11 protein-coding genes are annotated in these 13,365 nt (G+C 64.5%); 2 read left to right on the forward strand and 9 right to left on the reverse strand.

What is annotated here, in order from left to right; translation table 11 throughout:
* Nucleotides 1-145: 145 nt before the first annotated feature.
* From ACZ1I2_RS16910 to ACZ1I2_RS16940, 7 genes are all read right to left on the reverse strand, one after another.
* Nucleotides 146-1,342, reverse strand: coding sequence for a dipeptidase (locus ACZ1I2_RS16910; RefSeq protein ID WP_465177122.1), 1,197 nt, complete (start codon nt 1,340-1,342; stop codon nt 146-148).
* A 32-nt stretch (nt 1,343-1,374) separates the two neighbouring features.
* Nucleotides 1,375-1,581 (reverse strand): hypothetical protein, encoded by a 207-nt coding sequence (locus ACZ1I2_RS16915; protein ID WP_465176453.1) that lies wholly within the window; start codon nt 1,579-1,581, stop codon nt 1,375-1,377.
* A gap of 176 nt (nt 1,582-1,757) precedes the next feature.
* Entirely contained in the window at nt 1,758-2,531 is a 774-nt protein-coding gene (locus ACZ1I2_RS16920; protein ID WP_465176452.1) for a hypothetical protein, read from the reverse strand.
* Between the two features lie 147 nt (nt 2,532-2,678).
* Entirely contained in the window at nt 2,679-4,352 is a 1,674-nt protein-coding gene (locus ACZ1I2_RS16925; protein ID WP_465172993.1) for a hypothetical protein, read from the reverse strand.
* A gap of 160 nt (nt 4,353-4,512) precedes the next feature.
* A complete protein-coding gene (locus ACZ1I2_RS16930) occupies nt 4,513-5,373 on the reverse strand; it encodes a glucosamine inositolphosphorylceramide transferase family protein (protein ID WP_465176451.1) in 861 nt (286 codons plus the stop codon).
* Entirely contained in the window at nt 5,370-7,502 is a 2,133-nt protein-coding gene (locus tag ACZ1I2_RS16935) for a GNAT family N-acetyltransferase (protein ID WP_465176450.1), read from the reverse strand. Before ACZ1I2_RS16935 ends, ACZ1I2_RS16930 begins: the two co-directional genes overlap by 4 nt.
* A complete protein-coding gene (locus ACZ1I2_RS16940) occupies nt 7,499-8,176 on the reverse strand; it encodes a class I SAM-dependent methyltransferase (protein ID WP_465172990.1) in 678 nt (225 codons plus the stop codon). Before ACZ1I2_RS16940 ends, ACZ1I2_RS16935 begins: the two co-directional genes overlap by 4 nt.
* 98 nt (nt 8,177-8,274) lie before the next feature.
* On the opposite strand from ACZ1I2_RS16940, the gene ACZ1I2_RS16945 reads away from it, so the two are divergent.
* Nucleotides 8,275-9,027 carry a hypothetical protein gene (locus ACZ1I2_RS16945; RefSeq protein ID WP_465176449.1) on the forward strand — a complete coding sequence of 251 codons (753 nt, stop codon included), beginning with the start codon at nt 8,275-8,277 and terminating at the stop codon, nt 9,025-9,027.
* A gap of 111 nt (nt 9,028-9,138) precedes the next feature.
* On the opposite strand, the gene ACZ1I2_RS16950 is transcribed toward ACZ1I2_RS16945, so the two are convergent.
* On the reverse strand, nt 9,139-10,314 hold the full coding sequence (locus tag ACZ1I2_RS16950; RefSeq protein WP_465176448.1) for a glycosyltransferase family 4 protein: 1,176 nt from the start codon (nt 10,312-10,314) through the stop codon (nt 9,139-9,141).
* A gap of 100 nt (nt 10,315-10,414) precedes the next feature.
* On the opposite strand from ACZ1I2_RS16950, the gene ACZ1I2_RS16955 reads away from it, so the two are divergent.
* The gene (locus tag ACZ1I2_RS16955; protein ID WP_465176447.1) at nt 10,415-11,641 is read left to right on the forward strand and encodes a hypothetical protein; all 1,227 of its coding nucleotides are present in this window, start codon (nt 10,415-10,417) and stop codon (nt 11,639-11,641) included.
* Between the two features lie 60 nt (nt 11,642-11,701).
* Here ACZ1I2_RS16955 and ACZ1I2_RS16960 read toward each other — a convergent pair whose 3' ends face one another.
* The gene (locus ACZ1I2_RS16960; protein ID WP_465176446.1) at nt 11,702-13,312 is read right to left on the reverse strand and encodes a hypothetical protein; all 1,611 of its coding nucleotides are present in this window, start codon (nt 13,310-13,312) and stop codon (nt 11,702-11,704) included.
* Between the last annotated feature and the right edge of the window lie 53 nt (nt 13,313-13,365).

Here is a 13,365-nt window from a genome sequence, read left to right on the forward strand (position 1 = left end):
TGGGCGCCTTACTGCGACGCCCGTCGCGCTCGCCGAACGGTGACGCAGAAAAGCGGAAAGCCACGCGCGGACGGTGATTCGCCGATATTTCGGGACTCGATCCAGGCGAGGTTTGTGCCCTGGTTCGCATCCTGAAAATCTCAATTCAGTGCGCCATGTCTTGCTTAACGCGCTCCGCCGCCCGCATTACTCTCAGGACATTTTCGCCGGCGACCTTGGCGATATCGGCGTCGCTCCAGCCCCGGCGCATCAATTCCGCGAGCAGTGCCGGGTAGGTCGCGACATCCTCGAGACCGACCGGAAGCGCATCGCCGACACCGTCGAAATCGGAACCAAGCCCGACATGGTCGACACCGGCCACCCGAGCGATGTGCGCGATGTGATCCGCCACTTCCGACAAGGTCACGCGCGGCGCGGGATGGTCCTCGAGCCAAAGCGCATAGTCGGCCTTTGCCTTTTCGGGTTGCCCGATGTCGAGCCCGCCGAACGGCGGCGAATTCAGCCGGCTTTTTTCGGCCACCGAGTCCGCCGACCAGCGGCGATAGGCGTCCGACACATAGGCCGGCGCATAATTGACCATCACGACGCCACCATTCGCGCCGACCAGCTTGAGAACCGCGTCCGGCACGTTGCGCGGATGATCGTCGATCGCCCGCGCGCTCGAATGCGAGAAGATGACCGGCGCCTTTGACAGGGCGAGCGCGTCGCGCATCGTCGCCTCGCTGACATGGCTGAGATCGACGAGCATGCCGAGCCGGTTGAGCTCGAGCACGATCGACCGGCCAAAGTCGGTCAGGCCATCATGCCTGGGATCGTCCGTCGCCGAATCCGCCCACTCGATCGTGCGCGAATGGGTGAGCGTCAGATAACCGGCACCGAGGGCTGCATAGCTGCGCAATACCGACAGATTGTTATCGATCTGTCCCCCTCCCTCGACGCCGATCAGGCATGCGATCCGGCCTGCGGCATGAGCACGGACGACATCGTCGGCGGTCCGGACCATGGCGAAGGTCTGGGGATAGCGCGCGGCGATCGACTTCACGAGGTCGATCTGTTCCAGCGTCTGCTCGACCTGCTCCTTGCCCTCGAGCGCGGACGATACCCAGACGGACCAGAACTGGCCACCGACAAGGCCCTTGCGCAGCCGCAAGATGTCAGTGTTGTAGCGGATGGGGCGCCCCGACAGATCCGTCAGATCCGCAGTCCAGCGCGCATCGCCCTCGCGTTCACGCAGGGCCTCCGGCCAGTCATTGTGCCCGTCGATCAACGGCGTCGCCTTCAGGATGCGTGCGACGCGGGCATTGTAATCCTGTGCCGGCGATGCCGTCGGCGCCGCGAGCATCGCGACCGCGGACAGCAGCAGCAGGGAGCGCCTCAACGGCTCTTCCTGACACGACGCGGTACGCCCGGCGCATCGCCGCCGTCGCTCGCGGCGGTGGCGCCCTGGCGCGGCTCCTCATGCAGGGTCAGCAATGATTCCATCAATTCCTCTTCAGCGCTCGACATCACCGCCAGTACCTCCGCCTCATCGCAATCCTCCACTACGAGACACGCATGGCCCATGCTTGAATCGATATACAATGCCTCTCCCGGGCCCAATGTGACCGGATCGTAGAATTCGGTGTGCGCCAACGATCTTGCCGCTGAGGACGTAGAGGAACTCCTCGCCGGTGTGCCGGACGAGATCGCCGCTCCGCGGACCGGGCACGGATCTTGGTGACCGGGATCATGCGTTGGCAAGCGAACGCGTGGCAGGTTCATCGCAGGGTGAAATTCATCGCGCCGGCGAACCAGCGTGCGCCTTCCGCCTCCGGCTCGATATCGCCGCGTTTCGAGCGCGCGAATATGGTCAGCCCCACCAGCGTGTTGAGCGCGGTGCATCCTGTGTCCGATACGACAACCTGAGTGGCGCGGCCGCCCGGCGCGACGCGCACGGCAAAGCGCGCCTCGATATCGAAAGCCTTTTCGGTCTGGCCGGCAAACTTGCACTCGCCCTTCTTCAGCAGATCTTCCACGGCGAGGACAAGCTGGACATAAGGGAGGCGACCATGAAGCTTCAGGGCGGACAGCTTCTCCCAATTCGCCGTGCCGATGGAGATGCTCTGATCGGGCGCCAACTGGCCGGCCTGCAACGCCTCTTCGTATGAATAATCATCCTCTGCACGCCGCTCCACGCCCGAGCTATTCCAGGAAGCTTGCGTCTTGCAGAGGATGCGCTGCTTCAGGATGGAACCGGTTTCCACCGACCTGCGGCACACCACCCTGCCGGAATCATGACGTGGCCTCTCCGCCCGATCCGCGGCCTGGGCTGGCAAGGGCATCACGGCGAGGACGGCAAGCGCCGTAGCAACTGCAAACACGTGAATCTCCGTCGCGCATCCGCAAGCCTGCCCGTGAAACGGAACAGGAAACATGCGGCCAACGCGCCGTTGCCACAATATGGGCTGCACGGTCTCGCGCAATCGCTCGCGTCGAAAATCGCGATGTCCGCCGATATGGTAAAAGCTGTCCTGCAGGACCGGCAGGGCCAACCGCGATCGGCTATGGCGATCTTCTGCCCTTGGCGGCGTGGAAAGCAGGGCGCCCCGGTCGGCGGGCTGCCCGCTTTGGATGCGTGGCGCCAACCACGATGGGAGCGGCCATTCGTCGACCGCCCCCTCTCGTTGGTTCGACAGCTATTACTGGAAGTACTTCTTTCTGGCCAACCGAACCGCCGAAACTTGAGGCGGCGGCAGTCCGGCCGTCTCGGGCGTAAAGCCGCCACCGTTCACGCCGAAGAACAGGAAGCTGAAGTCGAACCCGTTCTGAGTCTGCGCGACACCATGGCACCCCTGGCAACCACCGCTCGACGTGAGCGACCCCCCGCTATGATAGTCGATGACGTTGACCTGATTGCGGATATTGGTGAGCACACCGTTCGTAATCGGCGGGAAGCCCCGGAACAACTGGATGCCCGGCTGGCTGCTTTCGACGACGATGTTGGCGAGATAGAAATCCCGGGTGCTTTCATTGTTCGTCGGGACCGCCTGGACGCCGGTGAGCTTGTAATATTGCCAGGTGAAATTCTGGTTGAAACCGGGAATTCCCTTCATCGCGGCGAGCGCCTGGGCGTTCACCGAGGCGACTTCCGGTACGGTCGGGACCGGTGAGGTGACCGGGATGGCGACCCCGCCAGGCACGGGCTTCGCCCCGGGGAAGGTGCTCGTATTGCCCTGGGGCAAGCTCACGCTGCCATTCACGCCATAAGGTTTCGCCGTCGGCTGAGCAGGGTTGAAGCCGATATTCGGGTTGGGCACCACCTGACCGGTAGGCGGAAAAGTCGTGGTCGCCGGCGTCGTGTACCCGACCGAATTGTAGGACGGGACATAATAAACGCCCGACGGTTGCCCGGTGACCTGGTTCTTGAAGTCGTCCACCTGTTCGAACGTCGCGAAGATGAAGGCGGGATAGTTGGGGGTCTTGTGGATGATGTGAAGCGCGATGAGCGCATAGGGCACGACATTGGTAACGGGCGCGGTGTCGGTGCCGGAATAAGTGAGCACATTCGCGATGTGATAGCGATAGCGCTGGTTGGCCGGGATCGACGATACCGGGCGCCAGGCGGCCTTCACCTCGACGGTCGTGGTCGGAAGATTGACCACCGGGAAGAGGCGGAACGGTTTGAACTGCGGAATGAAGCTCTTGTAATTCTGCGTCACATAATTGGATTCATACTGGTTCACCTTCGCCTCGAACAATATCTGGGCATCGGTGGCCGGTTGCGGATTTCCCGGCTGGGCCGGATAGAACAGGATATTCTGTCCGATCTGGTTCGCTTCATCGAGGTTGTTGAACGGCACTGGCCCGCCGCCCGGCACCGTGATGGTGCTACACAGGTTGTTGCTCGCGGCGGTCGTGACATATTTGGGAGCCGCACCCCAGGGCTGTGGCGGTATCGGCGACGTCACCGGCCCGGTCGAAGAACTGGTGGCATTGCACGGAAACAATTCGGTCCGATGCTGATAGGTCTCCCAGACCAGCGGGCCCTTATTGGCACCGGTGCCCGAGGCCGCAAAACTGCCGCCAGGCACGCCGCGCATGCCCGATTTGTTGGGTGATACGGCCGAGATGAACTCGAGCCAGGCAAAGGTCGCCAGATCCTGATGCGCGACAGAGCTGTTGCGATAGATGTCGCTGGGGATCAGCGGATTGGTGTTGGTCATATCCGCTGTCTGCACCGTCCGTCCCGGCCCGACGACTGGCCCGAATGGCGGCGCCAGCGGTACGGCGGAAGAAGAAGACGAAGAGGTTTGCGCCACGGCGGCGGCAGCCACCAGCGAGCCTGCGCACAGCAGCAAAGTAAGTTTCTTCATAGCGGCCCCATTTCAGAGAGATCGGCAAGCAGCTTTAAATTCTGCAAATCTCTATATTGCCACAGCCTATAATGGGGCCCGACGGGCAGCAATCGAAGAAGAGGCCAGAATGGCTACATCGGAGGAGGAAACTCTTGGCCGATGCGGTACGGACCCGGGATCACTTGATCCGAATGCCATCCACGGCGGCGATCCATCGATCCGGCGCGATCAGCCATGCATCCACATGGTGCATGCCCTTGCCGTTCCACCCTTCACCCGCCGGGCCGAGGATCGGGCTTTCGGCGGATTCGCGCTCGGCATAGAGATCGGGCGTCAGGCGCGTTATCTCGAAAGCCCGCACGCCGCTGCCATAGCGCGGCCCGCAATCCTGCGCGAAGCGGTACAGGCGACCGTCCCATACCACCACCCGCCCACCGGGCCGCGACCTGCTCTTGTCTTCGGTCTTCAGCGGACTGGCCGGATGTTCGCGCCAGGGGCCATGGAGTGAATCGGCATAAAATAGCGCGAGCGCGTCATGCGTGGACGGCGCCGGACAGGCGAACATCCACCACCGCCCCTCGAACCTGAACAGGGTGGGATCGGCCAGCCGACCCGAAATAAGGTCGGCGACCGGAACCCAGCGCGTTGGAAACGGATCGGCGCGGTAAAGCCGGACAGCGTTGGCATCGAGCGTCTCCGGAACCATGAAGACCTCGCCCTCATGTTCGAACACATAAGGGTAAGACAGATGGAACGGCTCGCTCAGCACGATTCCCCGATAGGACCAGGCGGTTGCATCCAGGCTGCTTGCCCAACCGATCTCGCCGGTCCGGCCATGGTTCAGCACCTCGAAGAACAAATGCCATTCGCCCCGCCAGGGCAGGAGGAACGGGTCGGCGACAAAGGCCGCCGGCACATCGGTCACCTGCTCGCGCGTCATGATCGGATTGGCGATGCCGGCGGGCGGTGCGAGATGAAGCGGATCGGGCCCGGCATAAAGGCCGATCGACCACGGGTCGCCGGGGAGCGGGTCAGTCATGGTAGCCGGCCGATCTCGCGCTGCCCGGAGCACCAGCGCAGCTTGTAGGTCTCCACGCCGCGAAGATAGTCGAACTCGGCCAGGCCAAGCGCGCACGCCTCGCGCACCGCGGCATTCGCCATCAGCATGCCGGGAGAGAAAGTCGCGAAGTCCGCGACGAACCCGGCGTTCCAGTTGCCGAGGCTGTCGGCACCCAGCATGCAGATGTCCAGTCCGATCAGCCGCTCCCCGGCCCACAGCCCGAACAGCGGTACACTGCCTTCGCGCCACAGCGCCGGGAGCATCGCGGTCGCAAAGGCCCGTGCCGCCGGATCGCGCAGGAACAGGCTGCGCTCGCCGAAGCGCGCTCGCTGCATGTCGAGGAAGAAAATGCCCGGGTCGACGTTCGTGTCGCGCTCGGGATCGAGCCGACGCGCGACAAGGCCGTTGCGCGCCGCGCGGCGCACGACAAGGCCAAGCTCGCGCTGGAAGCCGGGGCTGCGTCCGGCGAACCAGCCATCATAGCCGCCGGAAAGATCGGCGGTCGGGCAGATGAATGTCTTCTCGACGAGCATCGGTGCCCTGCCCTCGGCCGTCGCGCAGTTCGCGTCGGGACGGATGCAGGTCAGGTCGAGCCGGGGAAAGCGGTCCCGCGCAAAGATCATCAGCCGCCGCGCGACCGCGACGTCGCCATCCGCCACGATCAGGTCGTTATAATCGCTCAGCAGCGTGGCGAAACGCGCCGTTTCGTCGCGCGAGTGCCGGACCAGCGGAAAGATGCCGACGAGCTGTTCGCCGCGGCGCGCGGCGATCACACAGGGCAGGTGCTCGGGCCAGGCATCGAGCGCCGCCAGATACCAGCTCGGTCCACTGAAGGCGCGGTTGCAGCGAGAGCGTTCGAGCAGCGCACGCCACGCTCCCGCGATCGTCTCGACCGCCTCGCGATCCTCGAGCAGGTCGCAGGCGATCCCTCCGGTGACGATCTCCAGGTCAGCCGCGACCGTGTCCCGATCCGCATGGATCAGCGTGGCGACACCCGCCACCGGTGGCTGGGGTTGCCCGGCCGGTGCGTTCCAGGCGATGCGCTGGGCGGAAGGCAGCTTTTCGATCTGCCCCCTGAGGCTGTCGTCGCGCAGCAGTGCCATCGCGGTGCCGCTGGCCAGCGTATAGCGCCGCGAGACCTGGTCGAGAAAGCCGGCTGGATCGAGGCAGGATTGCACCAGCAGATCGAGCTGACTGGTCCCCGTGGCCGCGCGGCACATCAGATGGGCCGGCGGGCCACCATGGAGGCGAGCGCCGATCTCCACCAGCACCGGGCCGTGCTCATCGACGATCACCTCGCAATGCCCGGCACCGTGACGGATCTCCAGCGCATCCAGAACGCGCACGGCGAAGGCGAAGAGCAGATCGGCCAGCGGCCCCTCGGGCGGCAGCAGTTGCTTGGTGGACAGAAGCCCGATCGAGTCGAAACCCGGCGCCGGCTTGCCATAGGCCCACAACGCCGCCAGCCGATGGTGTCCATCATGGCTGACGGTGTCCACGACATATTCCGGCCCGCTCAGGAATTCCTGCACCAGCACGGTCTCGTTGCTGAACCCGAGCCGGTCGACCTGGCCGTGAACGGCATGGAAGGCGCGCGCCACCTCGTCCCGCGACGCGCACAGATGAACGCCCTCCGATCCCTTTGCGAGGCGGGGCTTCAACACCGCCGGCCAGTGACCGCCGGCATCCAGCCACTCCATGATCTCGTCGAGCCGTCCGGATTCGATCTGCCGCGGCACCCGGATACCGTGGCGACCGACCTCCTCGATCATGCGGGCCTTGTCACGGCGTGCCTGGCTGAGACGGATGCCGTTGCCCGCCAGGCCCAGCGCCTCGCCCAACCGATCGGCCAGCATCACGCCCCGTTCCGATCCGGCAATGACGCGATCCACCTTATGGCCACGCAACGAGGCGACGGTTTCAGTGATATCGTCATGCCAGAAGATCAGATCCCGGAAGGCCGCTGGATCGAAGGACGATGCCGCCTCCCGCGGAACTGCTGCCGTGCTTCCCACCATCACCGCCGCCACCCCATGCTCGGCAAAGGCGGGCGCCAGCATCGAACCGGCATCATAGGGATCGACGATGGCAATCGTGCGCGGCGTCACGGCTTGCGAAAGGCTCCGCGCCAGACCTGCTTGATCGGGTTTCCGTCCGGATCGAAGCTCGTCACCGGCTCCAGCACGAGCTGTTCCCAGCCGGCGAGCACGGCCTGGCAATAATCGCGGCTGAAGAAATGCATCGTCTGGCCGCCGGCGAGGATATAGGATCGAGGCCCGAGCTGGCGCTCCGGGGGCTGGAAGGCGAGCCTGCGCTCGAGATCCGCCATGGAATTGGCGTGAAACAGGAACAGCCCGCCGGGCCGGAGGCAGCGGCCGACCTCGCCGACGATGCGCCTCAGGACGATATCGTCGAAGCTGTGCAGCACCAGATTGCTGACCACCGCGTCGAACGCCTCGTCCGCATAGTCGAGCGGCAGACCGACATCGCCCTGGCGGAAATCGATCGCGAGCCCCTCCCCATCGGCGAGCTGTCGCGCCTGGTCGATCGCGACCTGCGCAAAATCCATGCCCTCGACCTGGAATCCCCGCCGCGCGAGCGCCAGCGCATCATAGCCGGTACCGCATCCGAGATCGAACACGCGGCGGCAATCATGCTCGTTCAACAACGGCAGGAACGGTTCCATCCACTGGCTCGACCGGTCCGGCTCGCCCATGGCGAGGATCGAGCGGAAGCGCGTATCCCAGACGCTCGCCCCGGCATAATGCTCTTCAGTCGCCATGACAGGAAGAAGGCCCTTTCTCCGGCACCGCGAGCGAGGCTAGACTTGCCGCCCGAACAGTTCATGTCTTGTTGGCCCAGTCCTTCCCGGAGCGAAAGATGACGAAACCACCGGAAGCGGTTCGATTCATCATCTTGAATGCCACCAGAACCGGCAGCAATTTCCTGTGCACGGTGCTGAATTCCCACCCGGGCATCCTGTGCCATCACGAAATCTTCAACCCTCATGTGATCGGGGTGGCGCGACACCTGCAGGACAGCGATTTCCGGCTGGGCAGCATGGAGGAGCGGGAACGCGATCCGGTCGAATTCCTCGATCGCGTATGGCGCACCGATCTCGGGCGCGCCGCGGTGGGGTTCAAGATGTGCCTGTGGCAGCACCAGCCGGCCTATGACGCCGTCGTGCCGGACGTGTCGGTGCGCAAGATCATCCTGAAGCGGCGCAACCGGGTGAAGAGCTTCGTGTCGCTGCTGCTGGCGCGGCAGACCGGCGAATGGGTGGTCTATGACGATCGCGGCGCGCCGGCGCCCCGCCCCCAGGTGCATGTCGATCGCGACGCCCTGCTGGAGAATATCGCGCTGCACGAGCGCTTCTATGCCGAGACCGAGCGCGCGCTGTGCGAGTCAGCGCAGGACCATGTGCTGCTCTGGTACGAGGATCTGTTCTCGCCAGACGGGATAGAGCCGGCGCTTGTCTTTCTTGGCGCCCAAGGGCGGCCGGCCCAGCCGGAAGGCCAGACCTGGAAGCTGACGCCGGTTGCGCTGCGGGAAACCATCGCGAATTTCGACGCGCTCAGCGAGGCATTGCGCGGAAGCGATCTCGAAGCGGAACTGCACGAGACGGGACGTTGAGCATCACTCCCCATTCGTTTCGAGCGAAGTCGAGAAACACTGACGAAGCGCCAAGCCCTGTTTCTCGACTTCGCTCGAAACGAACGGAGGGGGGGATACGGGTGAGTAGTTTCAGAGCGATTCCAGATAGCGCAGGACATGGCCCGCATCGGTTTCCGGCAGGAAGCGTAGCGCCGCCTCGCGGGACGCGTTCGCGCAGCGGCGATATGCGTTGCCGTCCAACAACAGGCTGTCCAGCGCAGCCTGCCACGGCGCGATGTCCTGTGGCGGCGCGACATGGCCTGCACCCGTTCGCCGGGCAGGCGCGACCGGCAGGATGAAATCCACCCCGAGCTTGGCCTCGGGCTGCCCGCCGAGATTGCCCGCGAGGACCGGGATGCCGCGCAGCATCGCGTCCAGCGCGACATAGCCGAAGGTTTCCGGCACCAGCGACGGCGCGACCAGAATGCGGGTGGTGCGCAGGACGGTGCCGACATCGTCGTCCGGCTCGAGAACCGTCATATTCGGCAGGCGCAAGAGCTGGTCGCGGACCGCCGCGTCACCACCCCAGGTCGGCACTGCGGCAAACGGCGTATCCGGAAACAATCCCGCCAGTTCGAGGAAGATCGGCAGCCCCTTGACCAGACAGGGGTTGATCATCGTCACAGTGCCGGAATCCGGTCGCCCGACCGGGTCGAACGAGCCGTCGCCGAATACCGGAAAATGCAGGACGACCGAGTCCAGGCCGCCAAACTCCCGGAGATAGGCCCGGCTATGTTCGCTCACCACGACGATGCTTCGCACACGGCGCAATCGTTCGTGTTGCGCCGGATCATGGACCTCGGCCTCGGGACCGAACGGCAGGTGAAAATGGGTATGTACCAGCGCCACCACCCGGTCGGGCGCGCAGGCCAGGGCGATGTCGAGCAGGATCGCCGGGCGATCGTCGGAGACGAGGATCCAGTCGGGCCCGATCCTGCGGATGGTCTCGGCGATGCGCGCCGGCGCCTCGGGACTGCCGAGATCGAGCGCCTCGACGCTCACTCCCTCATGGCGATAGGCCATGCCGCGCGCGCCGGTTTCGACCGCAATGCCGCGTGCCTCCAGCGCTTGCGCGCTGAACCGGTCGGCCAGGACCCGGCGCCCGGCGGGCAGGCGCGACACGGCGTGACAATCGAAGCCGCGCGCCGCGAGCGCCGTCAGCAAGAGACGGTTGGCCTTGTTGCCCCCGCCATAGGACGGGAAATACGCCGCATCCTGCAGCAGGAGTATCGTGGCGCCCATCGCCGCCACTAGGCCTTTCGGCACGCGTCGCGGTCAAGCCGGTTACCTGTCAAAATGGGGGCATCGACTATGCGCCTCGTCCGATCCGCCCGGTAGAGTCGTGCATCGACCTGGGGAGAGACATGTGCGCGACCTGATCTGCGGATTGCTCGGTTCACCGGAAAGCGCTGGTACCGGGACCCCGGCGGGGCGTGCGCGCGACCTCACCGTATCGTGGCTGCGCTGGCATTATTTCGGCGCGATCATCGAGGGTGCCGATCTCGACACGATCCTCACCCGTGCCCGCGAAACGGGCGCCCGCTATTGCCTCGTTCAGGGTTACGGTCATGTCGTCGCCGAGCATGCCGGCCCGAACGGCGGCAAGGCCCGCAGCTTTTTCGACGCGCTGGAGGAATGGACCGGCGACCACGACTTCGTCTTCGCCGGCCTTCCCGGTCGCTGCCTGCTGGTCGACCTCGCCGCCTGGGCGCGGGACGGCGAGCCGGACCTCGACACGGTTGCGGTGCTGCCGTTCGGCCCAGGGCTGGATGGACATCTGATCGACCTGCGGCCCGACCTCGCCAATGCGTCGGGCTTTCTCGGTTTTCTCGACGAGATGTCCGAAAAGGCCGGGCGCGGCGTATTCGTGCTGAATTACGAATCCTATGACGATGTCGCTGAGCCCCCGCCCGGTTTCGCCACGCCCGTGTCGACCCTTTATTGCGTCGCCGCCGGGCTGAAGCCCAACCGAATCCTCGCGACGCACGGCGTGGACGCGGACAGCCAGGTGGTGTTCTTCGATTACAGCAACCAGGCACTGGAGTTCCGGTGCACGCTCGACAGCGAATGGGACGGGCGCGACTATCCGCTTTTCCTGCGCGGCCTGTTCGCGCGGCAGAACGGGGCCCATTATTATCTCTGGCCCGGCGCCTCGCCCGACAACATGGATTGGGCGGAACTCGACCGGCTATGGGCGGCCGAACTGGCGCGCTGGGGCGGCGCGGTCGCTTTCGAGGATCATTGGCGGCAGTTCCGCATATTGAAGCGCGAGTATCTGCTCTGCAACATCCTCGAGGCCGACGTCCTGCTCGCGCGCATCCGCAACGAGCCCGGCGCGCTGATCTGGTGGAGCAATGCCTTTTGCACGATCTTCAGCGCTACTCATTACAGCCTGGAGCAGAAGCGCCGCATCTATGAGGACTGGATCGTCCGCCTCGCCGAGACGGCACCGGACATCTTCCTCTACGGTTCGGACCACAGCAACAGCAGCGTCAACGCGATCACCGCGCACGACTATCGCGAGCGCTATTTCGCGCATGGCGGGGATCCGCTCCTGGCGCGCGCCTTCCACCGCCATTCGATCCGGTTCTGAGGCACAAAAAACCCCGCCGCGAACCGAGGGTCGCGGCGGGGCGGATCATTCAGGCGGAGATCAGCGGAACGTCACCGTGTTCGGGAAGACGTGGCTGACGCTGGTGCCTTGCGTGCCGTTGAAGTCGCCATGGCAGCTGAAGCAGTTGGCGGCCGTGGCCTCCGGATCGGGATTGCCCGGTCGGACCTGCTGGAACGTCTCCATCGTCGTGTTCGCGACGAACTGCGACCCGATCAGCTGGTAGCCCGGCTGCGGCGGGATGATGCGGTTGCTCCAGATCGCGCCGACCAGGAAATAATTGGCCAGCGCCTTGCCGGTCGTGCCCGACGCGGCCAGCTTCGGTTGAAGCGATTGCATCAGCGATACCAGCAAGGTGTTGTTGAGCACGGCCGGGTCGGTCGGTGTCGGTGTGGCCGGCTGCTGACTGCCCCAGGGATTGAGGCGTGCGACGCTGGCCGGCGTCAATTTCGCCCCGGCCGAGACGATGCTGACGATGTTGGGGTCTTTGCCGGACGATGCCGTTTCGACGATCACATCGGGCGCGGTGGGAGCCCCTTTCGTGCCGTTGTAGAAAATCGAGGACTGGCTGCTCGTCTGGCTGAAGGTGACGGTGTTGAGGCAGCTCGTGCTCGCCTTGCACGCCTTGGTGGCGGGATCGTAATTCTGGTTGAGATAGGAATAGGTCGCATCGGGGCTGTTGAAGTTCGATTCGAACGTCGCCCAGACCATTTCCGGATGAGAGTTGACCGACCCCACGACGTGCATGCCGACCATCGCCAGGGTCCGCGTGACCATGGTCTCGCCATCCCAGGTCAGCACCAGTTGCCCCTGGGTATTGGTCGATTGGGTAAAGGCCGGGACGTCCGACTTGATCCGGATGAGGCTGCCGGCCTGAGCGGTGGTGAGATAGGCGACATCGACCCAGGCGGTCTTCACTTCGATCGCGAGCTGCTCGAGATTGGGCAGAGTCTTGCCGGAGGCTTTCTGGATCTCCTTCGCCTGGTCGAGCGTGATCGGGAAATTCGTCTTGTTCGGGCCGACCCGATAATAAGGCACCTTGCGCCAATGCTCCTTGAGCGCTGTGAAGACGTCATTTTCCTGGATCGCATAATAGACGACCGGATAGGTCGACATGCCGGGCGCGCTGGGCGCCGCGATCGGCTGTCCATTGACGATCAGCACGCCGCCGCCCGCCTGGCCGGTCGAGTCCGTATCGCCCGCCGGGCCGCCGACCACGTTATTGGTGGCGTTGGCCGATTTGAGCAGCAGCGTCCTGGGCTTGTTGACGCGGACGCGGAACGAGACGTTCGACTTACCCTGGGCATCCACGCCGGTGCTGTTGACCAGCTGGAAAGCACCAGTCGCGGTGTCCTCGACGGCATTATCGAACTTCGGCGAGAACATCAGCAGGTTGCCGCGCGCGTCCTTGGTGGTCAGCCAGAGGAACATCTGCGACGACCATTTGTAGAAAGCGCAATCCGATGAGGGCTGGAAGCTGGAACTGCTCGGCGGGGCGAAATTATTGCCGACCTTCCAGGTGGCGAACTCGGCGCTGCTGACGGCGCATAATGGCGCCGGGCCGGCGGGCGTCTGGGACTGGACGGATGATTTGGCGGCGATGCCGACAAACAGAAACAGGCCGGCCGATAATAGCCATTTGCTCGGTTTCATTTCGCATGCTCCTTCAGAAATTCAGTGAAATCGGGAACGCTGACAACATCGGT

The organism is Sphingomonas sp. BL-S-29 (assembly GCF_055521495.1).